The sequence below is a fragment of the Actinomadura alba genome (assembly GCF_014323705.1).
Classification (GTDB): Bacteria; Actinomycetota; Actinomycetes; order Streptosporangiales; family Streptosporangiaceae; genus Actinomadura_C; species Actinomadura_C alba.
Genome location: NZ_JABVEC010000001.1, coordinates 94,072 through 119,337, shown reverse-complemented (window position 1 = coordinate 119,337; position 25,266 = coordinate 94,072). Strand labels below are relative to the sequence as shown.

At 69.8% G+C, this 25,266-nt stretch carries 28 protein-coding genes; 16 read left to right on the top strand and 12 right to left on the bottom strand.

What is annotated here, in order from left to right:
• Positions 1 to 3 precede the first annotated feature (3 nt).
• On the bottom strand, positions 4 to 864 hold the full coding sequence (locus HKK74_RS00610) for a glycerophosphodiester phosphodiesterase (protein ID WP_187240928.1): 861 nt from the start codon (positions 862 to 864) through the stop codon (positions 4 to 6).
• 209 nt (positions 865 to 1,073) lie between these two features.
• Between HKK74_RS00610 and HKK74_RS00605 the strand changes: the two genes are divergently transcribed.
• Both HKK74_RS00605 and holA read left to right on the top strand, forming a co-directional pair.
• Positions 1,074 to 1,823, top strand: coding sequence for an SDR family NAD(P)-dependent oxidoreductase (locus tag HKK74_RS00605; RefSeq protein ID WP_187240927.1), 750 nt, complete (start codon positions 1,074 to 1,076; stop codon positions 1,821 to 1,823).
• A 74-nt stretch (positions 1,824 to 1,897) separates the two neighbouring features.
• Positions 1,898 to 2,857 carry a DNA polymerase III subunit delta gene (gene holA, locus HKK74_RS00600; RefSeq protein WP_187240926.1) on the top strand — a complete coding sequence of 320 codons (960 nt, stop codon included), beginning with the start codon at positions 1,898 to 1,900 and terminating at the stop codon, positions 2,855 to 2,857.
• 22 nt (positions 2,858 to 2,879) lie between these two features.
• Here holA and HKK74_RS00595 read toward each other — a convergent pair whose 3' ends face one another.
• Together HKK74_RS00595 and HKK74_RS00590 are read right to left on the bottom strand one after the other, a co-directional pair.
• The gene (locus HKK74_RS00595) at positions 2,880 to 3,299 is read right to left on the bottom strand and encodes an SRPBCC family protein (protein ID WP_187240925.1); all 420 of its coding nucleotides are present in this window, start codon (positions 3,297 to 3,299) and stop codon (positions 2,880 to 2,882) included.
• A 38-nt stretch (positions 3,300 to 3,337) separates the two neighbouring features.
• Positions 3,338 to 4,225 carry a LysR family transcriptional regulator gene (locus HKK74_RS00590; RefSeq protein WP_187240924.1) on the bottom strand — a complete coding sequence of 296 codons (888 nt, stop codon included), beginning with the start codon at positions 4,223 to 4,225 and terminating at the stop codon, positions 3,338 to 3,340.
• Positions 4,226 to 4,294: 69 nt separating this feature from the next.
• On the opposite strand from HKK74_RS00590, the gene HKK74_RS00585 reads away from it, so the two are divergent.
• Entirely contained in the window at positions 4,295 to 4,837 is a 543-nt protein-coding gene (locus HKK74_RS00585; RefSeq protein ID WP_187240923.1) for a hypothetical protein, read from the top strand.
• On the opposite strand, the gene HKK74_RS00580 is transcribed toward HKK74_RS00585, so the two are convergent.
• The gene (locus HKK74_RS00580; RefSeq protein ID WP_187240922.1) at positions 4,782 to 5,321 is read right to left on the bottom strand and encodes an RNA 2'-phosphotransferase; all 540 of its coding nucleotides are present in this window, start codon (positions 5,319 to 5,321) and stop codon (positions 4,782 to 4,784) included. The genes HKK74_RS00585 and HKK74_RS00580 overlap by 56 nt on opposite strands.
• Before the next feature lie 105 nt (positions 5,322 to 5,426).
• Positions 5,427 to 5,687 carry a 30S ribosomal protein S20 gene (rpsT, locus tag HKK74_RS39525; protein ID WP_187240921.1) on the bottom strand — a complete coding sequence of 87 codons (261 nt, stop codon included), beginning with the start codon at positions 5,685 to 5,687 and terminating at the stop codon, positions 5,427 to 5,429.
• A gap of 261 nt (positions 5,688 to 5,948) precedes the next feature.
• On the opposite strand from rpsT, the gene lepA reads away from it, so the two are divergent.
• Entirely contained in the window at positions 5,949 to 7,772 is a 1,824-nt protein-coding gene (gene lepA / locus HKK74_RS00570; protein WP_187241392.1) for a translation elongation factor 4, read from the top strand.
• 28 nt (positions 7,773 to 7,800) lie between these two features.
• Here lepA and HKK74_RS00565 read toward each other — a convergent pair whose 3' ends face one another.
• Positions 7,801 to 8,745 carry an NAD-dependent epimerase/dehydratase family protein gene (locus HKK74_RS00565; protein ID WP_187240920.1) on the bottom strand — a complete coding sequence of 315 codons (945 nt, stop codon included), beginning with the start codon at positions 8,743 to 8,745 and terminating at the stop codon, positions 7,801 to 7,803.
• Between the two features lie 120 nt (positions 8,746 to 8,865).
• Between HKK74_RS00565 and HKK74_RS00560 the strand changes: the two genes are divergently transcribed.
• Positions 8,866 to 9,567, top strand: a complete 702-nt coding sequence (locus HKK74_RS00560; RefSeq protein ID WP_187240919.1) for a TetR/AcrR family transcriptional regulator — start codon at positions 8,866 to 8,868, stop codon at positions 9,565 to 9,567.
• A 210-nt stretch (positions 9,568 to 9,777) separates the two neighbouring features.
• Entirely contained in the window at positions 9,778 to 10,437 is a 660-nt protein-coding gene (locus tag HKK74_RS00555; RefSeq protein WP_187240918.1) for a hypothetical protein, read from the top strand.
• A 175-nt stretch (positions 10,438 to 10,612) separates the two neighbouring features.
• Here HKK74_RS00555 and HKK74_RS00550 read toward each other — a convergent pair whose 3' ends face one another.
• Positions 10,613 to 12,010 carry a hypothetical protein gene (locus HKK74_RS00550; RefSeq protein ID WP_187240917.1) on the bottom strand — a complete coding sequence of 466 codons (1,398 nt, stop codon included), beginning with the start codon at positions 12,008 to 12,010 and terminating at the stop codon, positions 10,613 to 10,615.
• A gap of 170 nt (positions 12,011 to 12,180) precedes the next feature.
• Here HKK74_RS00550 and hemW point away from each other — a divergent pair, with 170 nt between their 5' ends.
• Entirely contained in the window at positions 12,181 to 13,389 is a 1,209-nt protein-coding gene (hemW, locus tag HKK74_RS00545; RefSeq protein WP_187240916.1) for a radical SAM family heme chaperone HemW, read from the top strand.
• A gap of 27 nt (positions 13,390 to 13,416) precedes the next feature.
• On the opposite strand, the gene HKK74_RS00540 is transcribed toward hemW, so the two are convergent.
• From HKK74_RS00540 to HKK74_RS00530, 3 genes are all read right to left on the bottom strand, one after another.
• A complete protein-coding gene (locus HKK74_RS00540; protein ID WP_187240915.1) occupies positions 13,417 to 14,052 on the bottom strand; it encodes a DUF4870 domain-containing protein in 636 nt (211 codons plus the stop codon).
• Between the two features lie 23 nt (positions 14,053 to 14,075).
• A complete protein-coding gene (locus HKK74_RS00535) occupies positions 14,076 to 14,903 on the bottom strand; it encodes a DUF3097 domain-containing protein (RefSeq protein WP_187240914.1) in 828 nt (275 codons plus the stop codon).
• Positions 14,904 to 14,998: 95 nt separating this feature from the next.
• The gene (locus HKK74_RS00530) at positions 14,999 to 15,598 is read right to left on the bottom strand and encodes a hypothetical protein (RefSeq protein ID WP_187240913.1); all 600 of its coding nucleotides are present in this window, start codon (positions 15,596 to 15,598) and stop codon (positions 14,999 to 15,001) included.
• Between the two features lie 220 nt (positions 15,599 to 15,818).
• Here HKK74_RS00530 and hrcA point away from each other — a divergent pair, with 220 nt between their 5' ends.
• From hrcA to HKK74_RS00515, 3 genes are read left to right on the top strand one after another with little or no spacing between them, the layout of a single operon-like run.
• The gene (gene hrcA / locus HKK74_RS00525) at positions 15,819 to 16,832 is read left to right on the top strand and encodes a heat-inducible transcriptional repressor HrcA (protein WP_187240912.1); all 1,014 of its coding nucleotides are present in this window, start codon (positions 15,819 to 15,821) and stop codon (positions 16,830 to 16,832) included.
• Entirely contained in the window at positions 16,833 to 17,969 is a 1,137-nt protein-coding gene (gene dnaJ / locus HKK74_RS00520; RefSeq protein WP_187240911.1) for a molecular chaperone DnaJ, read from the top strand.
• Positions 17,966 to 18,697, top strand: a complete 732-nt coding sequence (locus HKK74_RS00515) for a 16S rRNA (uracil(1498)-N(3))-methyltransferase (protein WP_187240910.1) — start codon at positions 17,966 to 17,968, stop codon at positions 18,695 to 18,697. The genes dnaJ and HKK74_RS00515 overlap by 4 nt, the downstream gene beginning before the upstream one ends.
• A 9-nt stretch (positions 18,698 to 18,706) precedes the next feature.
• Here the strand turns inward: HKK74_RS00515 and HKK74_RS00510 are convergent, their stop codons facing one another.
• Both HKK74_RS00510 and HKK74_RS00505 read right to left on the bottom strand, forming a co-directional pair.
• On the bottom strand, positions 18,707 to 19,369 hold the full coding sequence (locus HKK74_RS00510) for a hypothetical protein (RefSeq protein ID WP_187240909.1): 663 nt from the start codon (positions 19,367 to 19,369) through the stop codon (positions 18,707 to 18,709).
• Positions 19,366 to 19,953 carry a SigE family RNA polymerase sigma factor gene (locus tag HKK74_RS00505; RefSeq protein ID WP_187240908.1) on the bottom strand — a complete coding sequence of 196 codons (588 nt, stop codon included), beginning with the start codon at positions 19,951 to 19,953 and terminating at the stop codon, positions 19,366 to 19,368. Before HKK74_RS00505 ends, HKK74_RS00510 begins: the two co-directional genes overlap by 4 nt.
• Before the next feature lie 263 nt (positions 19,954 to 20,216).
• Here HKK74_RS00505 and HKK74_RS00500 point away from each other — a divergent pair, with 263 nt between their 5' ends.
• From HKK74_RS00500 to era, 6 genes are all read left to right on the top strand, one after another.
• Positions 20,217 to 20,558, top strand: a complete 342-nt coding sequence (locus HKK74_RS00500; protein ID WP_312881142.1) for a histidine triad nucleotide-binding protein — start codon at positions 20,217 to 20,219, stop codon at positions 20,556 to 20,558.
• 115 nt (positions 20,559 to 20,673) lie between these two features.
• Positions 20,674 to 21,732 (top strand): PhoH family protein, encoded by a 1,059-nt coding sequence (locus tag HKK74_RS00495; protein ID WP_187240907.1) that lies wholly within the window; start codon positions 20,674 to 20,676, stop codon positions 21,730 to 21,732.
• Positions 21,729 to 22,208 (top strand): rRNA maturation RNase YbeY, encoded by a 480-nt coding sequence (gene ybeY / locus HKK74_RS00490; protein ID WP_187240906.1) that lies wholly within the window; start codon positions 21,729 to 21,731, stop codon positions 22,206 to 22,208. Before HKK74_RS00495 ends, ybeY begins: the two co-directional genes overlap by 4 nt.
• Positions 22,205 to 23,515, top strand: a complete 1,311-nt coding sequence (locus tag HKK74_RS00485; RefSeq protein ID WP_187240905.1) for a hemolysin family protein — start codon at positions 22,205 to 22,207, stop codon at positions 23,513 to 23,515. Before ybeY ends, HKK74_RS00485 begins: the two co-directional genes overlap by 4 nt.
• 418 nt (positions 23,516 to 23,933) lie before the next feature.
• A complete protein-coding gene (locus tag HKK74_RS00480) occupies positions 23,934 to 24,272 on the top strand; it encodes a cytidine deaminase-like protein (protein ID WP_187240904.1) in 339 nt (112 codons plus the stop codon).
• 44 nt (positions 24,273 to 24,316) lie between these two features.
• Positions 24,317 to 25,231, top strand: a complete 915-nt coding sequence (gene era / locus HKK74_RS00475; protein WP_187240903.1) for a GTPase Era — start codon at positions 24,317 to 24,319, stop codon at positions 25,229 to 25,231.
• Positions 25,232 to 25,266 lie beyond the last annotated feature (35 nt).

The following is a 25,266-nucleotide window of genomic DNA, read 5'->3' as shown; positions in this document are numbered from 1 at the left end:
GGCTCAGCAGCTGGCCGATCTCCATTCGGCGTACGTCCACACCAGGTCGGTGATGATCGCGTCCACCCGCCAGGACTTCAGCTTCGGCCAGGCGGCCTGGTCGTTGACGGTCCACGGTGTGATCTTGATGCCCTCGGCCTGGAGCCGATCCGTGGCGGCCCTGGTCATCGCGGTCGCCTTGGGCGCCGCATAGGGATGGGCCGAGGACGTGGGATGGTCATAGGTGAGCAGTGCCAGGCCTCCGGCCAGCCTGGGCTCGACGGCCTTGAGCTGCTTCAGGTCGGCGGCGTTGAAGCTCTGCATCCTGACCCTGTCGAGCATCCCGGCGCTGATGACGCGCCTGGTGATCTCGCGGGCCTGTGCGGCGTTGATGCGCGTCTTGGTCTCGAGCAGCATGTACTTGTTCGCGCTCTTCGCGGCCTGCAGGGCCTCGGCCAGCGTCGGTGGGTTGATGCTCGTCACCGCTCCGGTGCGGCTCTTCATCCGCAGCGCGACGAACTGCGAGGAGTAGAGCGAGGAGACGTTCCCCCTGCCGTTGGTCGTCCGGTTCAGTGTGGCGTCGTGCATCAGGACCGGTACGCCGTTGGGGTTCGACGAGGATGCCCGCGAGAAGCGGATGTCGGTCTCGGCCCACGTCATGTACTTCCAGGCGTCCTTGAAGGCCGGCAGGGAGTTCTCGGGCTGGGTGTCGGTGACCCGTCCGCGGTGTGCGACGCCGATCGGGCAGGTCGCCTCGGCCGTTGTGGTGGTCGTCGTGGCCGTCATCGCGGCCTTCGTGTCGGTCGCGGTGAGAGGATTGAGCGGGAGGGCGAGGACCCCGAGAGCCAGGGCGGGGAGTGTCCTCTTTGTCAGGTCTGCTCGCATACCTCCTGCGATAACGAGACGAGATGTCGCTGACAGGCACGGCAGGCCTCCGCTGAGTGAACGCCGAGCGAGGGAGCCGTGCGTTTGTCGGGGTGTCGCACGGCGCTCATGATCTGTTCTTGCGGTCCGGCCCGAACGTGGGGTATCTGTGGGTTTCGGTCGATGATCGTCAATGTCGGCCGCCCCCCGATGTTCGCGAGAGGGTCCCCGTGGTCGCACCCGATGGTGTCGCCCTGGTCACCGGCGCTTCGCGTGGGCTGGGGGCCTTCATCGCACGGCGGCTGGCCGCCGACGGCTGGGCGGTGGCCGTCAACGATCTGCCCGGCGTCGAGCAGGCTCACCGCGTACGGGATGAGATCCGCGCTCAGGGCGGGGTGGTCGAGGTGTTCGCCGCCGACGTCACAGACGAGGCGTCCGTGACCGACCTCGTCGCCAGGGTCGTCGACCGCCTCGGGCCGGTGGACGTGCTGGTGCCGAACGCCACCGGCCCGCAGCCGTTCGTCGAAGTCGAGGACCTCACCTGGCAGACGCACCTGGACCAGCTGATCTTCTTCGTCAAGAGCCCCACGCTGCTGCTCCAGGCCGTGTTGCCCGGCATGAAGGCGAAGAAGGGCGGCCGGATCATCCAGATCGGCTCCGACATGTTCGAACGGGCCGTGCCCGGGACGTCCGCCTACACCGCAGCCAAGGGGGCCCAGCTCGGCCTGACCAGGACATGGGCCCGCGAGCTCGGCCCGCTCGGCATCACCGTGAACCTGGTCGCCCCCGGGTGGATCCCGGTCGAGCGCCATGCCGGGGTCGCGACCGAGCACCTGCGGGACTACCTCGCGGAGGTCCCCCTGGGCCGCATGGGCGTTCCCGAGGACGTCGCCGCCACGGTGTCGTTCCTCGCCTCCGACGCCGCCGGTTTCCTCAACGGCGAGCGCATCACCGTCAACGGCGGCCACACCATCGACTGAGGCGGTGGCGCCGCGCGCGGTGACGTAGGGCGGTCTCCGGCGCATGCACTCCGTGGGAGTGGCATCCTGCTGGAATGCCGGCAGATGCGATGACCATGATCGTCGGGGACGAGGAACTGCTCGTCGACCGCGCGATCGCCGATATCGTGGCCACCGTCCGGGCCGCCGAGCCCGAAGCCGATGTCGTCGAGCTGACGCCGGCCACACTCGAACCCGGCCGGCTGATCGAGCTGACCTCTCCCTCGCTGTTCGGCGGGGGAAAGGTGCTGGTGCTGCGCTCGGCCCAAGACCTCGGCAAGGACCTGGTCGCCGAGGTGACCGCCTACGCCGCCCATCCGGCCGACGACATCACCCTCGTCGTGGTGCACCACGGCGGCGCGAAGGGCAAGGCGCTCCTCGACAAGCTCGGCAAGCTCGGTGCCCGCAGGGTCTCCTGTCCCAAGATCACCAAGCCCAGTGAGCGGGTCGGCTTCGTACGGGCCGAGATCCGCCATGCCGGGGGAGCCATCACCGAGGACGCCGCCCGGTCGCTGCTCGACGCCGTGGGCAACGACCTCCGCGAGCTCGCCAGCGCGTGCTCCCAGCTGGTCGCCGACACCGACGGAAAGATCGACGAGGCGGCCGTGGCCCGGTATCACCGCGGCCGGGCCGAGGTCAGCGGCTTCACGGTCGCCGACCGGGCCGTCGAGGGCCGTCTCGGCGAGGCCCTCGAGCAACTGCGGTGGGCGCTTGCCACGGGCGTGGCCCCGGTGCTGATCACCAGTGCGCTGGCCCAGGGCGTGCGCTCGCTGGCGAAGGTCGGGGGAGCGCCGCGCGGGTTGCGCGGCCCGGGCCTGGCCAAGGAGCTGGGCATGCCGCCGTGGAAGGTCGACCGGGTACGGGCCCAGCTACGCGGCTGGTCGCCCGAAGGGGTCTCGCGGGCGCTCGGCGTCGTGGCCGAGACCGACGCCCAGGTGAAGGGCGGCGCGGCCGATGCGGCGTACGCGCTGGAGAAGGCGATCGGCCAGATCGTCGCGGCACGCGCCATCCGCTGACCGCGACTGCGACGGCGACGGGTCAGGATTCGCACCGCCGCTTGAGGCCGTGTGCCTCCATGTCGACATAGCGGCGGCTCCGCCGGGACAGCAGCAACCCGATGACCGGGGCCAGCGGCCCGGTCTGGCGCAGGGTGAGCCGTACGCTCGTGGTGCCGTTCGGGCCGGCGAGGATGTGGTGCCCGCCGACCGTCGTGATCCCGGCCGCCTTCGACGTCCAGCTGAAGCTTCTGCCGGGCTCGTGCTCGGTCACCGTCCACACCGAGGCGGGCAGGCCCGGCTGCTCGACCCGTGCCGTGCTGCCGAGGCCCAGTTCGCCGTCTTCGAGCCGACTCACCCTGGTCATCGACTCTGTCCAGGAGGGCCAGCGCTCGACATCCGTGAGCACGGCCCAGACGGCTTCGGGTGCCGCCTCGATGTCGACCTCGATCTCGTACTGCATCGCGCCTCCCGGTGACCGGCGGTGGATCTCCCCGCCCGTCATACCAGGTCGGCCGTCAGCCGGGTGCGGATCGCGGTGAGCAGTCCGGCGACCCGCGGGTCGGCGTCCCGGCCGGGGAGGTGGACGGCCTGGTACGGCACCCGCGGCAGATCCGTGATCTCGCGGCCGACCAGCCCCGGCGGCAGTCGTACGCAGCCGTTGACCACCGCCGTCCCGACGCCGAGCGCCACGAAATGCAGCATCAGCGGCCATCCCTCCGCCTCGACCGCGACCGACCACTCGACCTCCGCCGCGCGAAGGGCCCGCTCCAGGGCCACACGGAGCGGCCGATGCGGCGGCGGCACGATGAGCCGGACGGCGGCGAGGTCGGCCAGCGTGAGGCGAGACGAGGTCGCCAGCGGATGATCGGCCGGCATCACCAGCAACTGCGGGAAGGACGCCAGCGCCACCACGGTGAGATCACCCGGCCGCACGTCCAGGACGGCGACGCCGAGGTCGGCGCGGCCGGTCCGCACCGCGGCCAGCGTCCGGGCGTGGTCACCGTTGATCAGGCGGAGACCCGGGCCGGGGCGGGCGAGGGTGTCGCGCACAACGTCGCCGAGAAGGTAGAGGAAGGCGCCCTCACCAGCCGCCAGCACCAGCGGGCGCGCGGGAGCGGTGCCGCGCACCTCGGCGAGGAAGGCCGACACCCGGGTGTCGAGCTCGCGCGCGAACCGCGCGACGGCCTCGCCCTCGGCGGTGAGCTCGAGCCGCCGTCCCTGCCGCCGGTAGAGGGGGCGGCCGAGGGAGTCGGCCAGCTTGCGGATCTTCACGTGCAGCGCCGGCTGGGAGATCCGCAGCTCCTCGGCCGCCCTGGTGAAGTTCAGATGGTCGGCGAAGACGGCGAACGAGGCCAGGGCATCGGTGGACACCGTGTGGAGATCCATAGGCGGTGACTATAGATGGCAGTACGATCGATAGTTCTCTTCTAGTCACCCGGTCGCCACAGTGCTCCCATGAACACGAACACCGATCATCGGCTCGGCGTCGACTTCGGCCGGGTGATCCACGGCGCCTCGGCGCCCTCCGGCGTCGAGGACACCGTCTTCCTGCAGGGCGGGGACGAGCAGGCCCTGCGCTCGCCGCCCACGGAAGGGGCGTTCGACGTGCTGCCCCGGCTCGTCGAACTCTTCGGCGGGCGAGTGTGGATCATCTCCAAGTGCGGCGAGCGCATCCAGCGGCGCACTCTTCGGTGGCTCGCCCACCAGGACTTCTACGAGCGCACCGGCATGCCGCCCGGGAACGTGCGCTTCTGCCGCAAGCGGGCCGACAAGGCCCTCCACTGCGCCGAACTCGGCATCACGCACATGATCGATGACCGGCTGGACGTGCACCGGGCGCTGCGCGGTCTCGTCCCGTACCGCTACCTGTTCGGCCACCAGTCGCAACCGGCCCCGGCCTGGGTCCGCGCCGTCCTCACCTGGGCGGAGGCGGAGACGGCCGTCACCGCAGATATCGCGGCGGCACTGAGCGGGCCAGCCAGACCCCGTTCGCGCTGAGCCGGAACTCGTGGCCCGCCGCGGCCATCGCGGCGGCGTCGACGGTCAGCACGACCGGAGGCCCCCGGCGCGCGCCGACGCGCCGGGCGGTCTCTTCGTCGGGGGACAGGTGCACGTCGTGGCGGGCCATCGGGCGCAGGCCCTCGCGCCGGATGGCCGGCAGCACCCGCTCGACGGTGCCGTGGTAGAGCAGATCCGGCGGCGGCGTGACGGGCAGATCGAGATCGACGGCGACCGAGTGCCCCTGACTGGCCCGGATCCGCCGCCCGGTCTCGTCAAAGGCGTAGCGTCGCTTGCCGCCCCCCGAGACGACCTGATGGAGCTCGTCGCGGCTGATCGGGCGCCCATGACGCGCGCAGGCCGCCAGCAGTTCCTCGACATCGGTCCAGCCGGCCTCGTCGAGTGTGATCCCGATCAGCTCCGGCCGGTGCCGCAGGTGCTTGGCGAGATACTTGGACAATCGCGTCCGCCGGCGCTCATCCATGGTCCATCCCGTAGAGCATGGTCCATCCAGTAGAGCACTCGGGTGAAACACGAATACGCCGTGCCCCGCGGGGGGCACGGCGTCGTGAGACACCCTCGACCTTGGTTACAGGGCGGCGGCGCGCTTGGCGATCGCCGACTTGCGGTTGGCGGCCTGGTTCTTGTGGATGACGCCCTTGCTGACCGCCTTGTCGAGCTTGCGGCTCGCGTGCCGCATGGCGGTGGTCGCCTCCTCGGCGTTGCCCGCGTCCGCGGCCTCGCGGAACTTGCGGATCGCCGTCTTGAGCTCGGACTTGACGGCCTTGTTGCGCAGACGGGCCTTCTCGTTCTGCCGGTTGCGCTTGATCTGGGACTTGATGTTCGCCACGAAGAAGCCTCGGATTAGGGAAGTCGATCGGATGGGCGCGTGGTCCGCCTGACCGGCGGCCTTCGGGCACGACACACGCGCCACACGCAGTTGGACAGCCTACCAATTCCATGAGCCAACCCTCAAACCCAACGGAAAATACGGGCTCACGGGGATATCGGCATGCCGACGGCACCGCGCAGAGCATGGCATGCGGCATGGGACCATGGGTAGTGCAAGATCTCCACTCTACGCTCCCGTACAAGGATCCGCGTGCCCGCGATTCCCGCACCTGATGAGACCGATCCCGCGGTGATCCGCAACTTCAGCATCATCGCGCACATCGACCACGGCAAGTCCACCCTTGCCGACCGCATGCTGCAGCTCACCGGTGTGGTCGAGGAGCGCCAGATGCGCGCCCAGTACCTCGACCGGATGGACATCGAGCGAGAGCGCGGGATCACGATCAAGAGCCAGGCCGTGCGGCTGCCCTGGGAGGGCCCGGACGGCACGTCCTTCGTGCTCAACCTCATCGACACCCCGGGCCACGTCGACTTCTCCTACGAGGTGTCCCGGTCGCTGGCCGCCTGCGAGGGCGCGGTGCTGCTGGTCGACGCCGCGCAGGGCATCGAGGCGCAGACGCTCGCCAACCTCTACCTGGCGCTCGAGGCGGATCTGCACATCATCCCGGTGCTCAACAAGATCGATCTGCCGGCCGCGCAGCCGGACAAGTACGCCGCGGAGCTGGCCGGCATCATCGGCTGCGAGCCCTCCGAGGTGCTCCGGGTGTCCGGCAAGACCGGTGAGGGCGTCCGCGAACTGCTCGACAAGATCGTCGAGACGGTGCCGGCCCCGACCGGTGACCCGGACGGCCCAGCGCGTGCGCTCATCTTCGACTCGGTGTACGACACCTATCGTGGCGTCGTCACCTATATCCGAGTGATCGACGGGCACCTCTCCAGGCGCGACAAGAGCCTCATGATGTCCACCGGCGCCGCCCACGACACGCTCGAGGTGGGCGTCATCTCCCCGGAGCCCAAGCCCGCGAACGGGCTCGGGGTCGGCGAGGTCGGCTATCTCATCACCGGTGTCAAGGACGTGCGGCAGGCTCGCGTGGGCGACACCGTGACCAGCGCGTCGCGCCCGGCCCCGGAGTCACTCGGGGGCTACGAGCACCCCAAGCCGATGGTGTTCTCGGGCCTCTACCCGCTGGACGGCGACGACTACCCGGAGCTGCGCGACGCCCTCGACAAGCTGCGGCTCAACGACGCCGCGCTGGTGTACGAGCCCGAGACCTCGCTCGCCCTCGGCTTCGGGTTCCGCTGCGGCTTCCTCGGGCTGCTGCACATGGAGATCGTCCGCGAACGGCTGGAGCGCGAGTTCGGTCTCTCGCTGATCTCCACGGCGCCCAACGTGGTCTACCGGGTCGAGATGGAGTCCGGTGACGCGCACGTCGTCACCAATCCCAGTGAGTTCCCCGAGGGCAAGGTCGGCACGATCTACGAGCCGATCGTGAAGGCCACGGTGCTGAGCCCGAGCGACCACATCGGCGCCATCATGGAGCTCTGTCAGGGTCGCCGGGGCGTGCTGCTCGGCATGGACTACCTGTCCGAGGACCGGATCGAGATCCGCTACACCCTCCCGCTGGCCGAGATCATCTTCGACTTCTTCGACCAGCTGAAGTCGCGCACCCGCGGCTACGCCTCGCTGGACTACGAACCGAGCGGCGAGCAGGAGGCCGACCTGGTCAAGGTCGACATCCTGCTGCAGGGCGAGTCGGTCGACGCCTTCAGCCAGATCGTGCACAAGGACAAGTCCCGCGAGTACGGCCTGATGATGACGTCCAAGCTCAAGGAACTGATCCCGCGGCAGCAGTACGAGGTGCCGATCCAGGCGGCGGTCGGTGCGCGGATCATCGCCCGCGAGAACATCCGCGCCATCCGCAAGGACGTGCTCGCCAAGTGCTACGGCGGAGACATCTCCCGTAAGCGCAAGCTGCTGGAGAAGCAGAAGGAGGGCAAGAAGCGGATGAAGACGATCGGCCGGGTCGACGTCCCGCAGGAGGCCTTCGTGGCGGCGCTGTCCACCGGAACCGCCAAGAAGTGACCGCGTGAGGGCCCACGGCGCCGCGATGTCATGCGGGCCGCGGGACGGTGTCCCGCGAACGCCACCAGGCGAGGGTCTCCTCGAGCGCCGCGTCGAGTGGCGTGGGCGCCACGCCGAACGTCGTCTCGAACGCCGATGAGTCGAGGACGTACGGCCGGTCGAACTGGTAACGGGTCTCCCTCAGCTCGCGCATCATCGGGGACACCAGCCCCATCGCGTTGAAGGCCCACCTCGGCACCTGGGCGAAGCGGGGCCCCGGGGCGTCCGCGATGGCGCACAAGCGCTCGGCGAAGGCCCGCGCCGACACCGCCGGTCCCGTCGGGATGTGCCATGCCCGGCCCCAGGCCCGTTCGTCGACGGCGGCGATCGCCAGCGCCCGCGCGACATCGGGCAGGTAGGTCCAGGCGTGCGGGACGTCCGGATCGCTGAGGAACGACACCCGCCGGCCGGCGAGCAGCGCCGGTACGAGGCGGTCACCCAGGTAGGACTGGTCACCTGCGCCTGGCCCGAAATAGTCGGAGCCGCGTAGTTCGGTGGCGCGGACCCGCCCCGCCCGTTGGGCGGCGAGCGCGTCAGCCCACATCGTCGTCCGGACCCTGCCCTTGACCCCGGTCGCCGCGAGCGGCAGGTCCTCGGTCATCGGCCCGTCGACGGGTCCGTAGCCGTACAGGCAGCCCAACGTCACCAGCACGGCGCCGGTGGTCTCGGCGGTGGCCAGCAGCGCGGCGGCGACCGGCGGCCAGTCCAGCGCCCAGCGGTGGTAGCGCGGATTCATGCAGTTGTACAGGGTGTCGGCACCCTTGGTGATCTCGGTCAGCCGGTCCCGGTCGGCGGCGCTCGCGGCCACCTTCGTCACGCCTTCGGGTCCGGAACCGGACCGGGTGACGACGACCACCTCGTGCTCCTGAGCGCTGAGGAGCTCTGCCAGCCGGTGTCCCACCTGGCCGGCGCCCACGATGACGTGCTTTCCCATGTTCCCGTCCTTCTTGTGTGCAGTTCGATGCTCTGTTTCGAGAGCAATGCTCTCTCTATGGCATCACCGTGTCAAGAGCAGTGCTCTCGTTCGTTGTCGGCGCTCTGCTAACGTCGGGGCATGAACGCGAGCCGTACGGCCCGGGAACGGGTGAGGGTGGAGCTGACCCGGGAGATCACCGAGATAGCCCGCAGGCAACTGGCGACCGAGGGGGCGGCGGGGCTGTCGCTGCGTGCCGTGGCGCGGGAGATGGGGATGGTCTCCTCGGCGATCTATCGGTACTTCCCCAGCCGGGACGACCTGCTCACCGCACTGATCGTCGACGGCTACAACGCGATCGGCGAGGCCGTCGAGCGAGCCGACGCCGCGTGCGCCCGCGACGACCACAACGGAAGGTGGCTGGCGGTCTGCCGGGCGGTGCGGGGGTGGGCGCTCGCTCATCCGCACGAGTACGCGCTGCTCTACGGCTCGCCCGTGCCCGGCTACCAGGCACCGCAGGACACGGTCGGGCCCGCCATCCGCGACACGGTCGTGTACGGAAAGATCATCAGTGACGCTCGCGACGCGGGCGTGCTGAACCCACCGGACATCTGCCCGCCGCCACCGCCGTCGTTCACCGCGGACGCCGACCGGCTGCGCGCGGTGATGATGCCGGAGGTGTCCGACGACGTCGTCAGCCGGGCGATCATCGCCTGGACGGGTGTGTTCGGGATCGTCAACTTCGAGTTGTTCGGCCAGTTCAACAATGTCGTGGAGAACCGCGCCGACCTTTTCGACCACAACGTGACCGTCCTCGGCCGGCTCATCGGCCTGCCCGGCTGACGGTCGCAGACGAGGTGGGCTCGCCGGTGCTGACCAGCTTCCAGCCTGCCGCTACTTGATGAGCGCCGAAAGGTGAAGCCGAGGAACGAGCAAGTCCGGATGAATGGCGTTATCTCCCGCAAGATGCCTGTTAAAGGTAATTGTTGGGGAAAAATAACTGAAGTGGAGAAATCTGCCGTGATAGGCGTTCGGCGTCGATAAGATCGGCCGATGCCTGAGCATCTGCGTGAAGCGCCCATGAGCATCGCCGACTTTCCGATGCCGCCGAAGATCGACCCCGCGAGGCTACGCCCAGGCCGCTGGTGGTACGTCGTCGCGGGTGTCATCGCAGGACTCAGCATCCTGGTGCCCGGTACGATCTCGCAGGTGCTCATCCAACCGATGTTGGAGGGCCCGCCTCTGCATTCCCGATTTTCACCGGGACAGACCGTGACCGTCACCCTTGATCCCCGCGACCGGCCCGCGATCTACGCGGCCGAGCCGTCCCATGCCGACGCGATCCCGCAGACGAGATGTTCGGTCACCTCGAACCGAGGAGAGCGGATCAGAGTCACCGGACCGACGGAGGAGTGGAGCGAGGACGTGGATGGCACCACGTGGGCCTGGGTCCGTACGATCGAGGCGCCGGCGGCCGGAGACTACCGGGTGTACTGCCAGGGCACCGGATCCGCGCAGCCTTCTTCCTATGCGATCGGCCCCGCCGACCGGCCACGTGAGGTCATCGGGCGAATCGTGCCCATCGTCATCAGCGTGGCCGGATGTTTCGTGGGGATCGGCATCGCCGCCGCGATCGCCACGGTGACCGCACATCGCCGTCACCGTCACCGTCGGCGTCTCGTCGCGGAGGCCACCGCACCGACGATGCGATGAGCTGACACCTGACAAGGCCGTCCGCATGTTCCGCTGAGGCGGAATCGTCAGGGCCGGCCGTTCATCCTCCCGCCGCCGAAGAAGAGTTCTGCGTGATCACGAAGGAGGGCACCCTCCACCGTGATCACGCAGAGACATCTCTTCGGCCGCGCTCGGTGCGCGGCTGGACCACCGCCTACGGGCGCCAGAGGACGGCGCTCGACTGCGCCGCCGTCAGGGCCACCGAGCCGGCCCAGCTCACGGCGGACTGCTGCGGGAGGTAGGCGCGGTCCAGGAAGAACGCGCGGTTGATGGAGGTCACTGTGACCGGGGCGCCGTTGTCGCCCGCGCCCATGGGCTGCCGGATCGCCTCGATGCTCGCGATGTCCGCGGCGGTCGTGCCCTCGGGCAGTTCCACCGTGGTCGCCGCCGGCAGGTCGCGCTCGATCGCCGAGCCCGGGACCGAGTGGTCGGACCGGTAGAGCGTGGCGGGATCGGACTTCAGCCGGACGCCGACCGCGATGCCGGGCTTCGAGCCCGTGCCGGTCGGGGTGCCGGTCTGCTTCTTCACCTCGATGAACAGGTAACTGCGCTGGTCGCCGACCTCCGGGGTGGCCGGGTCGGACGGGCTCTCGATCTTGCCCTCGCGGATCATCTCCTCGGCCATGACGGGATAGGTCCAGGCGTTGCGGTCCATGAGGATTTCGCGGGCGCGATCCTGCGGCATGGTCTGCGTCGTGTCGAGGAGGAAGCGCAGCGGCGCCGGTTCGGTCACGACGTCGCACATGTTGTTGTTCACCGTGCAGGTCTGCAGCAGCGGGTGGTCGCCCTCGTAGGCGCCCTTGAACTGCAGGGTCTGGTGATTGGCGGCCTGGTAGACGCCGGTGCCGCCGACCCGCTCGCCCTTGGCGTCCACCTCGACGCGGTAGACCCACTCGATGTCGGTCGTACGGCCCCAGCGCGCCATGAGCGCGGGCGAGTTCGTGCCGCCGTCCTCGTTGCTCCAGATCACCGAGTACTCGAAGACGCGGTGACCGGGAGCCGTGGCGGGCCGTTCCTCGTGCCAGCCGATGAGCGGGGTGTCGGTGCGCGCGTTCTGGAAGGCGTCGCCGAGCAGCGGCAGCGTGCGGCCGACCACGATGGGGGCGTGCCGCAGTGCGACCTGGTCGGCCCTGGGCGTCCTGATCTGAGTACCGCCAAGGACGACCTTGCGGGCGGCGGGCGAGCTGCCCTGCGGCGAGAAGGCGAGGGTCAGCTTGTGGCGGCCGCGCTGCACGGAGCCGAGCGCAAGGTCGCGCGTGGTCGGCTGGTCGGACGGCACCACCAGGTCGGTGACGTGCCGCCCGTCGACGCCGACGGAGACCACGGCCGACTCGGCCCCGGTGCGCACCCAGGACACTCCGGGCGCCGAGACGCTGAAGCGGACCAGCGCCTCACCGCCGTCGCGGACCTCGAACGGGACGGTCTTGACCGGCCCGCCCCGCTGGAGGACGACCGTACGGTCGGAATCGTCTGCGGCGAACGCTGGGGAGGCTGTGATGGCGCCGAGCGTGCCGGCCACTGCCAGCACGGCGGCGCTCTTTCTGATGCTCATGATCGCCGACCGTAGAGGCCGAACGTGGCTGCCGTGTGAAGACGACGAGACTTGTCGGTGAGCGCCCCACCGGCACGGAAACGTCGGTCAGCGCCCACGTTCGGAGCGGAGGATCCCGCAGCGGCGGATGTGTGGACGGATGAGTCGGCGGGGGGCGGCAGACTTGAGGGGTGCCCTCGATCCTGCCTGACGGCGACCCCGTGCCCAGCGACGGCGCTCTCCCCGAGAGCGCAATCGACGGGCTGGGGACCCGGCCGTTCGGGTTCTACGTCCACGTGCCGTTCTGCGTGACCCGCTGTGGTTACTGCGACTTCAACACCTACACGGCCGCCGAGCTCGGGCCCGGCGCGTCCCGGGACTCGTACGCCGAGACCGTGATCGCCGAGATCAGGATGGCCAGGCGGGTGCTGGGCGACGTGGACCTGCCCGCCGAGACGGTGTTCTTCGGCGGCGGCACGCCCACCCTGCTGCCACCGGGCGACCTCGGGCGCATTCTCGGGGCGATCGAAGCCGAGTTCGGGCTCGCCGGCGGCGTCGAGGTGACCACCGAGGCCAACCCGGAATCCGTCGACGAGGCCTACCTCGGGCGGCTGCGGGAGGCCGGGTTCAACCGCATGTCCTATGGGATGCAGAGCGCCCGCGAGCACGTGCTCGCGACGCTCGACCGCACGCACACGCCGGGCCGCGTGCCGCAGGTGGCGGAGTGGACCCGCGCGGCCGGATTCGAGCACGTGAACCTCGATCTCATCTACGGAACGCCGGGGGAGCGTGACGAGGACTGGCTGGCCTCTCTCGACGCCGCGCTCGCGGTACGGCCCGACCACGTCTCCGCCTACGCGCTCATCGTCGAGGAGGGCACCCGGCTGGCCGCCCGAGTGCGGCGCGGTGAGCTGGCCGCCCCCGACGACGACGCGATGGCCGACCGTTACGCGATGGCCGACGAGAGGCTGAGCGCTCACGGCCTGAGCTGGTACGAGATCTCGAACTGGGCGGCCGGCCCGGCCGCCCGCTGCCGGCACAACCTGCTCTACTGGACCGGCGCGGACTGGTGGGGCGCGGGACCCGGTGCGCACAGCCACGTCGGCGGCACTCGCTGGTGGAACGTCAAGCATCCCGCCGCGTACGCGGCGCGGCTGGACGAGCGGGTTACCCCGGCGCACGCCCGTGAGGTGCTCGGCGCCGAGGACCGGCGGATCGAGCGGATCATGCTGGAGGTCCGGCTCGCCGACGGCTGCCCCGCGGACCTGCTCGACGACGCCGCGGTCGAGCGCCTGATCGCCGATGGCCTGCTGGATCGGCAGGCCTACGACATCGGCCGCGCGTGCTTGACCCCGCGCGGCCGGCTGCTCGCCGACGCGGTCGTCAGGGATCTCACCTGACGGCCGCGAGAACGTCTCCCGGCCGACTTACTTGATCATGGGCCAGGCCATGAAGGCCGGATACCGGTAGTACTCGCCGCGGTTCGCCGCCACCCCGGCCATGATCATGAAGACGATCGCGGCGATCGCCTGGATGGGCCACGTGATGAGACCGATGATCAAGAAGACGAGAATGAAGTTGATGATCGAGTAGACCGACTGCGTGATGGCGAAGTTGAGACCCTGGACACCGTGGTGCCGGCAGAACGCCGACTGGTCCTTCTTCGCGAGGTAGACGACGAGCGGCGCGACGAAGCCCACGAGGACCTGGCCGATATGGGCCAGCATCCCCCACTGCCGATCGTCGGGCGTCGTGGGACCGCCGTAGCCCTGGGGGCCCTGGGGGTAGCCGCCGGGCTGGCCGTAGGCGGGCTGCTGCTGTCCGTACCCGGGTGGCGTGCCGTAGCCCTGCTGCTGACCGTACTGCCCGTAGTCGGGCTGCTGTCCGTACCCGGGCTGCTGTCCGTACCCGGGTTGCTGTCCGTATCCGGGTTGCTGCCCGTATCCGGGTTGCTGCCCGTATCCGGGTTGCGTGCCGTACCCGGGCTGTTGCCCGTAGCCCGGTTGCCCGCCGTGCCCGGGCTGCTGCTCATGGCCAGGCTGCTCGGGCGTCTTGTCCGTCATGCCGTGCTCCTTTCGGGGGCGCCTCAGTTGTGCGGCTCGGGGGCGGTGACGAAGTCGATGAGTTGCTCGACGCGGCCGAGAAGCGCCGGTTCCAGATCGGTGAAAGTGCGGACTGATCCGAGGATTCGCTTCCATGCTGCGCCCACATCGTCACCCCAGCCAAGAGCGGAGAGCACTCCCTCTTTCCAGGGGATGCCCTTGGGAACCTCCGGCCATGCCTCGATGCGCAGCACGCCGGGCCGTACCGCCTGCCAGATGTCGACGAAGGGGTGGCCGGTGACGAGGACGCTCGGCGAGGTGACCTGGGCGGCGATCCGGCTCTCCTTGGAGCCGGCGACCAGATGGTCGACCAGGACGCCGAGCCGGCGGCCGGGCTCCGGGGCGAACTCGTCCACGATGGCCGGCAGATCGTCGACGCCCTCGAGGTACTCGACCACCACGCCCTCGACCCGCAGGTCGTGTCCCCAGATCTTCTCGACCAGCTCGGCGTCGTGCACGCCCTCGACGTAGATGCGGCTCTCCCTGGCCACCTGGGCGCGCAGGCCCTGCACGGCGATCGACCCCGACGCCGACCGGAGTGCCCGCTTCGGCCCCGGTCCCGGCCGCACGAGCGTGACGGGCTTGCCGTCGAGCAGGAAGCCCGCCTTGGCGAGCGGGAAGATCCGGCGCCGGCCGAAGCGGTCCTCCAGCGTCACCGCCTCTTTGTCGCAGGCCACGACGGCACCGCAGAATCCGCTCGAGGGGTCTTCGACGACGAGGTCGCGCTCGGCGGGAAGTTCGGGGATCTGACCGCGTCGCGGTCGGCGCCAGTCACCCGCGAGGACGTCGGCGTCATAATCCTTGGCACGCATGGGCACGGCTCCCGTCTCCCCGGGGATGGACGACGGACGGCACCGTACCGGGCGAAAACGGCTCGATGATGACCGACACGCGGACGCGCCGGGTGCTACCGGCGTCCGTAGCGCTCGGCGAGCAGCCGTTTGCGGTGGCCGCCGCGCTTGACCCCGGTGACGATGGCGATGATCGTGCCGGTGACCACGCCGATGAGCGGCAACAGGATCAGGGAGGCGACGCCGCCGATGAGCCCGCCGAAGGCCGCGACGTCCGGATGCCGGCCCGTCGCGTACTCCCCGTTCTCGCCCTGGCATGTCAACCGGTGGGCGCCGGCCTCGGTGGCCTCGACAACGTGGATCTCCTCCCAGGTGCGGCCGCCGGTGGTCACCGTGAAGGTCCCGCTGGGCGAGGTGACGGGAACGTCCTGGCCCGACGGGGAGGTGACGGTGCATTGGGCGTTCACCGGGACGCCGACAGCGCTGAGGGCCACGTAGATGCCGACCGGGGACTCCGGGGTCATCTGGACGGTCACGGTCTCGTCCGGCTGGAACGGCCGGTCGATGTCGAGGTTGCTGATCGAGGTGATGAGACCCCACACGAAACCGCCGACGCCCAGAGCGATGAGCACGAAGGCGATGAGTCCGGCCACGACGAACCAACGGCGGCCGGGCCGGAGCTCGCGCGGGTCGATTCGCGGTGGTGGAGGGTACATGTCCACAAGCGTGGCACACGAAGGATCTCCATGGTCAAAGCTGACATGTTCCGGCCAGGGCGGGTCTCGCCGGCACGACCTCCCGGGCGGCCGCGACGGTCGATGCCTCCAGCGCCTCTCAGATCGCCGTACACTTGGCACTCGGAAACAGGGAGTGCCAGGAGGGCCGGGCCCGGATCGGGCACGGTTCCCAGTCGAGCGGGCAGGGAGGTGAGGTCTGGTGCTCGATGATCGCAAGCTGGCGGTGCTGCGCGCCATCGTTGAGGACTACGTGTCCACCAACGAGCCGGTGGGCTCGAAATCCCTCGCCGAGCGCCATAATCTCGGCGTCTCCCCGGCGACGATCCGCAACGACATGGCGGTGCTCGAGGAGGAGGGCTACATCGCCCAGCCGCACACGAGCGCCGGGCGGATCCCGACCGACAAGGGTTACCGGCTCTTCGTCGACCGGCTGTCCACGATCAAGCCGCTCTCACCGGCCGAGCGCCGGGCCATCGAGACCTTCCTGGCGGGCGCGTACGATCTCGACGACGTGGTCGGCCGCACCGTCCGGCTCCTGGCACAGCTCACGCGCCAGGTCGCCGTGGTGCAGTATCCCTCGCTCACCCGCTCGTCGGTGCGGCACGTCGAGCTCGTCCAGGTCGCCTCTCACCGGCTGCTGATGGTGCTGATCACCAACACCGGCCGGGTGGAGCAGCGGGTCGTCGAGACGCACTCCGCCGTCTCGGAGGAGACGATCGCGCATCTGCGCGCGCTGCTCAACACCTGCCTGGACGGGTGCGGGCTCGTCGACGCCCCGAACGCGGTGGTCGATCTTCCCGAGAAGGTGTCCTCCGACGACCGCTGGGTGGCGGCCGCGGTGGTCTCCGTACTGCTCGAGACGCTCGTCGAGAAGCACGATGAAAAGATCGTTTTCGCCGGCGCGGCCAACCTGGCCGCCGTCGACTTCTCCCAGAGCCTGCGGAACGTCCTCGAGGCTCTGGAGGAGCAGGTCGTGTTGATGCGGCTGCTCGGTGAGACCGGCGATTCCTCTACTCTGACCGTGCGGATCGGTACCGAGAATCCGCACGAGGGCCTGCGGTCGACCTCGGTGGTCGCCGTCGGCTATGGCGTCGGTGACCAGGCCCTGGCCAAGCTGGGCGTTCTCGGCCCGACACGGATGGATTACCCCGGCACGATGGGAGCAGTACGGGCAGTGGCACGCTACGTCGGTCAGATCCTCGCGGGGTCGTAAGTGGCAAACGACTACTACGCGACCCTCGGGGTGCGCCGCGACGCGAGCGCGGACGAGATCAAGAAGGCCTACCGCCGACTCGCGCGGGAGCTTCACCCGGACGTCAACCCCGATCCGGAGACACAGGAGCGCTTCAAGGAGATCACCCAGGCCTACGAGGTGCTCTCCGACCCCCGCAAGCGCGAGATGTTCGACCTGGGGGCGGACCCGTTCGCCTCCGCCGGTGCCGGAGGCGGCGCCGGCTTCGGGGCGGGCTTCCCCTTCAGCGACATCATGGACGCCTTCTTCGGCGGCGGGGGCACTCGCGGGCCGCGCAGCCGGGCACGGCGGGGGCGCAACGCCACGCTGCGGGTCGAGCTCGATCTGTCCGAGACCGCCTTCGGGACCACCCGAGAGCTGACGGTCGACACCGCGATCGTCTGCGCCAGCTGCACCGGCACCGGCACCGCGCCCGGTACCTCACCGGACACGTGCGACATGTGCCATGGCCGTGGCGAGGTGCAGCAGGTCACCCGGTCGTTCCTCGGCCAGGTCATGACCTCGCGCCCCTGCCCGCAGTGCGGAGGCTTCGGCAGCGTCATCCGCAACCCGTGCCCCGAGTGCTCCGGAGACGGGCGGGTCCGCACCCGGCGCACGATCAAGGTACGGATCCCCGCGGGCGTCGAGAACGGCACCCACATCCAGCTCGCCGGCGAGGGCGAGGTCGGCGCGGGCGGCGGGCCGCCCGGAGACCTGTTCCTCGAGATCGTCGAGCGGCCGCACGAGATCTTCGAGCGTGAGGGCGACGACCTGCACTGCACCGTGCAGATCCCGATGACCGCGGCCGCGCTGGGCACCAAGGTCGTCATCGAGACCCTCGACGGTCCCGAGGACGTCGACATCAAGCCGGGCACCCAGTCGGGTCAGGTGATCCCGATGTACGGACGGGGTGTCAAGCACCTCAACGAGAACGGCCGCGGCGATCTGATGATCCATGTCAACGTGGAGACGCCGATCCGGCTCGACGAGGAACAGGAGGAGCTGCTGCGCCGCCTGTCCAAGCTGCGCGGCGAGGAGCGGCCGCCGGGCAAGTTCGCCCCCGGGCAGTCCGGCTTCTTCTCCCGGCTCCGTGACGTCTTCAACAGCCATGACCGGTGAGCCCGCCGGTATTTCTCGCCGAGACCGCGCAGCTGGCGGGTGAGCGGGTCGTTCTCGGCGGGGCCGAGGGGCGGCACGCCGCGACCGTCCGCCGGCTTCGCGCGGGTGAGCGGGTCGACCTGACCGACGGTGCGGGCCTGCTCGCCGAATGCGTGGTGGGTGAGGTCGTCCGTGGCGGGCTCGAACTGGAGGTCCTCGCCCGCCGACGCGAGCCCGCGCCCGTACCCCGGCTGGTGGTGGTCCAGGCCCTGCCGAAGGGGGACCGGGGCGAGCTCGCCGTCGAGACGATGACCGAGGTGGGCGTCGACGCGATCGTGCCGTGGGCGGCCAGTCGGTGCATCACGCAGTGGCGCCCCGACCGGCGGGCGAAGTCCGTCGGCCGGTGGCGGGGCACCGCACGCGAGGCGGCCAAGCAGGCCCGGCGGTGCTGGCTGCCCGAAGTGCCGGATCTGGCCACGACCGCCCAGGTCGCCGACCGCGTCGCAGGGGCGGCGCTCGCGCTGGTCCTGCACGAGGGCGCTCAGACGCCGCTCAGTGCCGTGACACCGCCCGCCACCGGTGACATCGTGCTGATCGTCGGCCCCGAGGGCGGCATCACCGACGAGGAACTGCGCCTGTTCACCGACGCGGGAGGCGTGCCCACTGTGCTCGGGCCGACGGTGCTGCGCACCTCTACCGCCGGGGTGGCGGCCGCGGCGGTGCTGCTCAGTGCCTGCGGTCGCTGGTAGGCGCCTCGATCAGGGGTTCTCCATCTGCAGTGGCTGCTCGCCCCCGGTGGGCGGCGTCGTCGTCGGCGGCGTCACCGGCGGGGGCGGGTCGACGGGCGGCGGCTCGCCACCGCCCTCCGGGGGAGGAGTCGGCGACGTCTCCTCGGTCGGCGCCGTGCAGGTCGGCGGCTGCTCTCCGGCCGGCGAGGTGTCGGCGGTGCTCGACACCGCGGGGCCCCCAGGGGTGGCCGGGCGTCCGCACACCGGTGCGCCGGCGACGGGCGTGCGCAGCGGCTGCGTCGGGGGGACGGTCCCTTGGGTCTTCGCATGCCCGGGCATGGGCTCGGCGGGCTCCTCGTCGTCCGAGGTGCTGGTGGCGCCCGTCGTGCTGTTCGATCCATGCTCGCCCTGCTCGGGCGCGCCGTGTCCGCCCACGGTGAAGCTGCTGATCGCGGGTTGGGCGGTGACGACGACGGCGGCCATGACGAGGGAGGCGGCACCGGCCAGCGCCGGGCGCGCCCAGCTCGCCGTGAACCAGGACCAGCTGGACGACCAGCCGAATCTCGGCGCCGGCCGTTCGCCGATGCGCGCACGGATCCGATCCAGCCCGTCTGCCGCTGGCACGACCGTGTCCGCCTCCGCGTGCAGGGTACGGCGCAGGATCTCGCCGTACTCGTCGTGGGGATCGGTCATGACAATTGCTCCAGAACGCCTCGGAGCGCGGTCATCCCGCGCGCTGTATGGCTCTTGACGGCTCCGCGGCTGATGCCCATCGCGTGGGCGATCTCCGCTTCTGACAGATCGGCGTAATACCGCAAAACGAGTGCTTCCCGTTGCCTTCTCGGCAATGCGCTGAGTGCTTTGACCACCGCGGCCCGCTCGAACTCCACGATGGCGCCGTTCTCGGCGCTCGGAGCGTCCGGCAGGCCCTTGGGGGCATATTTTTCCACGACCGCGCGATGGCGCAGCACGGACCGTGACTTGTTGACCACCGACTGCCTGAGATAGGCGAGGGCCTTGTCGGGGTCGCGCAACCGCTGCCACCCGCCGTGCATGGCGATGAACGCGTCCTGCACGACCTCTTCGGCCGTACCGACGTCGCGCACGAGAAGCGCGGCGAGACGCACGAGCGAACGGTAGTTGGCGCTGTAGAGCGCGGTCACCGCCTGATCGGCGTCCCAGACGACGGCGATGGAGGGAGCCGTGCCGCCGGCCACAAGCGTCTCGGTCACGTCAGTGGGACGCCTACCCTCGCCGTCCGGTTTACGAAAGGGCATTCCAGCTCTCGCCTCGGTCAACCTATCCGTCACCTCTGCCGTCCCCCTGGCCACCCAGCTGGGTGGCCGACCCCGTCACGGCGTGAACGGCGAACCCAACGGATCCTGTAGGCGGCAGGACACATCACCGAAAATGCCGGCGAGCCGGGGGGTTCGCACTGACTTGCAACCTTAACTAGTAAACGGCCTGTCTCGGACCCGAGTAGGGATGGGAATCGGCCGATCTCGATAGCATTCGAGGACACCGGCCGAGGAGGACATCCGTGGACTGCCTGTTCTGCAAGATCGTCACAGGTGACGTGCCGGCCATGATCGTACGCGAGAGTGACCGCGTGGTGGCGTTCAGGGACATCAATCCACAGGCTCCGACGCACGTGCTCGTGATCCCCAAGGAACACCACGTCAACGTGGCCGAGCTCGCCGCCGCGGACCCCGAGCTGCTCGCCGAGATGATGCGCGAGGCGCATGAGGTGGCCGTGGACGAGGGAATCGCCGAGACCGGTTATCGGGTGGTGTTCAACACCGGGCCGCAGGCGGGGCAGACTGTCTTCCACACGCACGCGCATCTGCTCGGGGGGCGTGGCCTGAACTGGCCTCCGGGGTGATCGTCACGGTACCCGGCAACAGGCGGGGCGCCGCGGCGACCAGTACCATGGGAGCATCGCGCCAGATCACGCACAGGCAACAGGAAGCAGGGCGAAGAGGCCGCAAGGCCGGCTGATGGTCGAATCAACACGTTCCGCGCGGAAGAGCCAGACACCGCCGCGCTCGCAGATCAAGATCGTCGTGCCGGACGACCACTCGATGGTGGGCTTGCTCGGGTCCAGCGATGAGCTTCTCCACGTCGTCGAGCAAGCTTTCAACAGCGACATCCACGTCCGGGGCAACGAGATCACCGTGACCGGCCCAGAGGAGGAGACCGAGCTCGCGACCAAGCTGTTCGCCGAGCTCGTCGACCTGCTCAAGAGCGGGACCCAGCTGACGCCCGACGCGGTCGAGCGCAGCCTCGCGATGCTCCGCACCGACGGGATCGAGCGGCCGGCCGATGTGCTCACGTTCGACATCCTGTCCTCGCGCGGCCGGACGATCCGGCCGAAGACGCTCAACCAGAAGCGGTACGTCGACGCGATCGACAAGCACACGGTCGTGTTCGGCATCGGCCCGGCGGGCACCGGCAAGACCTACCTCGCGATGGCCAAGGCCGTGAAGGCGCTGCAGGACAAGCAGGTCAACCGGATCATCCTGACCCGGCCCGCGGTCGAGGCGGGCGAGCGGCTCGGATTCCTGCCCGGCACGCTGTACGAGAAGATCGATCCCTACCTGCGGCCGCTCTACGACGCGCTGCACGACATGGTCGACCCGGACTCGATCCCACGCCTGATGGCCGCAGGGACGATCGAGGTGGCGCCGCTGGCGTACATGCGCGGCCGCACGCTGAACGATTCGTTCATCATCCTGGACGAGGCCCAGAACACCTCGCCCGAGCAGATGAAGATGTTCCTGACGCGCCTCGGCTTCGGCTCGAAGGTCGTGGTCACCGGTGACGTCACCCAGGTCGACCTGCCGGGCGGCCAGCAGAGCGGCCTGCGAGTCGTCCAGGGCATCCTCGACGGTATCGGCGGCATCCACTTCTGCCACTTGAACAGCAAGGACGTCGTGCGCCACAAGCTGGTCACCGATATCGTCGACGCCTACAGCCGGCACGATCAAACGCTTCAGGGGCAGGGGGGCGTGGCCGACGGCGCGGACCGGGGGGCCCGTAAGCGGGGGCGGAAATGAGCATCGAGGTTCTCAACGAGTCGGGCGCTCAGGTCGATGAGAAAAGCCTCGTTGCACTCGCCCGTCACGTGCTCGACGCGATGAAGGTCCATCCGCTGGCCGAGCTGTCGCTGCTGCTCGTCGACGAGCCGGCGATGGCCGAGCTGCACGAGAAGTGGATGGGCGAGCCGGGGGCGACCGACGTGCTCGCCTTCCCCATGGACGAGTTGCGCCCCGGGCACCTTTCCGGTGGCCCCGACGACGGAGGCGCCCCCGACCCGGGGCTGCTCGGTGACGTGGTGCTGTGCCCGGCGGTCGCCAAGGCCCAGGCCCGCCAGGCCGGCCACAGCACCGAGGACGAGCTGCAGTTGCTGTGCACACATGGGATCCTGCATCTGCTGGGCTACGACCATGCCGAGCCGGCCGAGCACAAGGAGATGTTCGGCCTGCAGGATCGGCTGATCGCCTCCTGGCGGGAGAAACGCGACGCGTCGTGAGCACTTCTCACGGATGGTTGCTGGCCGGAGCCGCTGCGCTGGTGGCGGTGGCCGGGTTGCTCGCGAGCGTCGAGACCGCCCTGGCCCGGGTGTCGCGGGTGCGCGTCGAGGAACTGGTGCGCGAGGGCCGTCGCGGTGCCCAGCGGCTCGCCGAGGTCGTCGCCGACCCCGCGCGCTACCTGAACCTGGTGCTGCTGCTGCGGGTGAGCGGAGAGCTCGCCGCCACGGTGATCGTGGCGGACCTGTGCGTGGCCTGGCTGGACGAGACCTGGGGCGCGTACGTCACCGCCGCCGTCATCATGATCGTGGTCAGCTACGTCGTGGTGGGCGTGGGGCCGCGTACCCTCGGCCGCCAGCACGCCGACCACATCGCCCTGGCCGGCGCGGGTCTCATGCACCCGATCACCCGCGTGTTCGGCCCGCTGCCGAAACTGCTGATCCTGCTCGGCAACGCCCTCACGCCCGGTAAGGGCTTTCGCGAGGGGCCGTTCGCCTCGGAGGCGGAGCTGCGCGACCTGGTCGATCTAGCCGAACAGCGCAGCCTGATCGAGCCCGACGAGCGCGAGATGATCCACTCGGTGTTCGAGCTCGGCGACACCCTCGTACGCGAGGTCATGGTGCCGCGCACCGACATCGTGTTCATCGAGCGGGACAAGACCCTGCGCCAGGCGCTGTCGCTGGCCCTGCGCAGCGGCTTCTCCCGGATCCCGGTGGTCGGTGAGAACGAGGACGACGTCGTGGGCATCGCCTACCTCAAGGACGTCGTCCGCCGCAGTCACGAGTACCGCGAAGGCGAGTCGGTCGAGCAGGTCGAGTCGGTGATGCGGCCCGCGACGTACGTTCCGGACAGCAAGCCCATCGACGAGCTGCTCCGCGACATGCAGGCGCAGCAGACCCACGTGGCGATCGTGATCGACGAATACGGCGGCACCGCGGGCCTCGTCACCATCGAGGACATCCTCGAAGAGATCGTCGGCGAGATCGCCGACGAGTACGACGTCGAGGCGCCCCGCGTGGAACAGCTCCCGGAAGGGGGTTACCGCGTGACCGCCCGGCTGCCCGTGGACGAGCTGTCGGAGTTGTTCGACGTCGACATCGAGGTCGAGGACGTCGAGACCGTGGGCGGCCTCCTCGCCCACGCCCTGGGCCGGGTGCCGATCGAGGGATCCACCGCGACCGTCGCCGGGCTCAGCCTCAAGGCGGAGAGCATCGCCGGGCGGCGCAACCGGATCGGCACGGTGCTCGTCGAGCGGGCCCGGGCCGAGGAGCACGCCGAGCCCGAGGGCTCCGAGCACATCGAGGCCTAGCGCGCGACACACCGTAAGAGATTCTTGACATGGGATTAGCCGCCCTTCCGCGCGGGAATGATCAACACGTTTGGAGATCATTTGGGGGGATCTCATAGGGGTCGCGGAGCCGCGCCGGCGGCAGGACCGATGTCGTCGTCGCGAACCGCGTGGAGAACCCGGATCGTACGGACACCGCACGGACGCCGGACGGGGCGAGGCCCGCGTCACGTAAGACCGCTGCGGTCCTGTCCCAACAGGACATCTCGCGGGCTCACCGTCCCGCCGGCGTCACCGAGGGCCGTGCGTCCCAGGGGGGCGGAGATCCGGGTTCTCGTGCCGGCTCGCGCTCGTGGATGTGCGCGTCTCCGTGACCCACCTCGCGTGGTACCCGAGCCGGGGGCTCGGCGACCCGCCGCGCGCCCCTACCCTTGGAGGCGTGAGTGAGATCGGTGCGGAGGACGCGAAGATAATCACGCTGGCGCGAGCGGCGCGGGCCCGTACGGGCGCGGCCGAGGGGGCCGCGGTCCGGGACGAGACGGGGCGGACGTATTCCGCGGCGACCGTGGATCTGCCCTCGCTCAAGCTGTCAGCGCTGCGGGTCGCGGTGGCGATGGCCGTCTCCAGCGGGGCCGAGGAGCTCGAGGCCGCGGCCCTCGTCACGCGAGGCGGATCCGCCGAGGAGACCGACCTCCAGGCCGTGCGCGACCTCGGCCGCAAGGCCCCGGTGTTCGTCGCGGGCCTCGACGGCGCGCTCCTGGCCACGCTGACCCCCTGAGGCAGGGGACCATTGCGTTCCCGCCGTACGGGAGAATCAACACCGTGACGTCACCAACCACCGCGAAGTTCCGGTCCGGGTTCGCCTGCTTCGTCGGCCGCCCCAACGTGGGCAAGTCAACGCTGATGAACGCGCTCGTCGGCACGAAGGTGGCGATCACGAGCAGCCGCCCGCAGACCACCCGGCGCGCCATCCGCGGCATCGTGCACCGGCCCGACGCCCAGTTGATCATCGTGGACACTCCGGGGCTGCACAAGCCGCGGACACTGCTGGGGGAGCGCCTGGACAGCCTCGTGCGCTCCACGCTGACCGAGGTCGACGCCATCGGCTTCTGCATGCCCGCCGACCAGGCGCTCGGTCCAGGGGACAGGTTCATCGCCCGTTCGCTCGCCCAGGTGAGCAAGACGCCCGTCGTCGCGATCGTCACCAAGGCCGACCTGGTGTCGAAGAAGGACCTGGCGGACCGGCTGCTCGAGGTGGGCGAGCTCGGTGAGTGGGCCGACATCGTGCCGGTCTCCGCGCGCGACGGTTACCAACTCGACGTGGTCGGCGACCTGCTCGTCGGCCACCTGCCGGAGGGCATGCCGCTCTATCCGGACGGGGACCTGACCGACGAGCCCGAGCAACTGCTCGCCGCCGAGCTCATCCGGGAGGCGGCGCTCGAGGGGGTACGGGACGAGCTGCCGCACTCGATCGCGGTCGTCGTCGACGAGATGGAGCCACGTGAGGGACGGGACGATCTCGTCGACGTCTACGCGCACCTGTTCGTGGAGCGGCCGAGCCAGAAGGCGATCGTCATCGGCACGAAGGGCGCCCGGCTGAGAGAGGTCGGCACCAACGCCCGCAAGCAGATCGAGGCGCTGCTCGGCACGAAGGTCTTCCTCGACCTGCGGGTCAAGGTCGCCAAGGACTGGCAGCGCGATCCCAAACAGCTGCGCAGGCTCGGCTTCTACGACTGATCGACCCGGCCGTGATCATGCAGTGGTTCGCGAGT

Bases quoted from the DNA above. Each gene is read 5' to 3' on its own strand.
- HKK74_RS00610 (WP_187240928.1), bottom strand. From the start codon at position 864: ATGCGAGCAGACCTGACAAAGAGGACACTCCCCGCCCTGGCTCTCGGG.
- holA (WP_187240926.1), top strand. From the start codon at position 1,898: ATGCCGGCAGATGCGATGACCATGATCGTCGGGGACGAGGAACTGCTC.
- HKK74_RS00595 (WP_187240925.1), bottom strand. From the start codon at position 3,299: ATGCAGTACGAGATCGAGGTCGACATCGAGGCGGCACCCGAAGCCGTC.
- HKK74_RS00590 (WP_187240924.1), bottom strand. From the start codon at position 4,225: ATGGATCTCCACACGGTGTCCACCGATGCCCTGGCCTCGTTCGCCGTC.
- HKK74_RS00585 (WP_187240923.1), top strand. From the start codon at position 4,295: ATGAACACGAACACCGATCATCGGCTCGGCGTCGACTTCGGCCGGGTG.
- HKK74_RS00580 (WP_187240922.1), bottom strand. From the start codon at position 5,321: ATGGATGAGCGCCGGCGGACGCGATTGTCCAAGTATCTCGCCAAGCAC.
- HKK74_RS00565 (WP_187240920.1), bottom strand. From the start codon at position 8,745: ATGGGAAAGCACGTCATCGTGGGCGCCGGCCAGGTGGGACACCGGCTG.
- HKK74_RS00560 (WP_187240919.1), top strand. From the start codon at position 8,866: ATGAACGCGAGCCGTACGGCCCGGGAACGGGTGAGGGTGGAGCTGACC.
- HKK74_RS00555 (WP_187240918.1), top strand. From the start codon at position 9,778: ATGCCTGAGCATCTGCGTGAAGCGCCCATGAGCATCGCCGACTTTCCG.
- HKK74_RS00550 (WP_187240917.1), bottom strand. From the start codon at position 12,010: ATGAGCATCAGAAAGAGCGCCGCCGTGCTGGCAGTGGCCGGCACGCTC.
- HKK74_RS00540 (WP_187240915.1), bottom strand. From the start codon at position 14,052: ATGACGGACAAGACGCCCGAGCAGCCTGGCCATGAGCAGCAGCCCGGG.
- HKK74_RS00535 (WP_187240914.1), bottom strand. From the start codon at position 14,903: ATGCGTGCCAAGGATTATGACGCCGACGTCCTCGCGGGTGACTGGCGC.
- HKK74_RS00530 (WP_187240913.1), bottom strand. From the start codon at position 15,598: ATGTACCCTCCACCACCGCGAATCGACCCGCGCGAGCTCCGGCCCGGC.
- HKK74_RS00510 (WP_187240909.1), bottom strand. From the start codon at position 19,369: ATGACCGATCCCCACGACGAGTACGGCGAGATCCTGCGCCGTACCCTG.
- HKK74_RS00505 (WP_187240908.1), bottom strand. From the start codon at position 19,953: ATGCCCTTTCGTAAACCGGACGGCGAGGGTAGGCGTCCCACTGACGTG.
- HKK74_RS00495 (WP_187240907.1), top strand. From the start codon at position 20,674: ATGGTCGAATCAACACGTTCCGCGCGGAAGAGCCAGACACCGCCGCGC.
- ybeY (WP_187240906.1), top strand. From the start codon at position 21,729: ATGAGCATCGAGGTTCTCAACGAGTCGGGCGCTCAGGTCGATGAGAAA.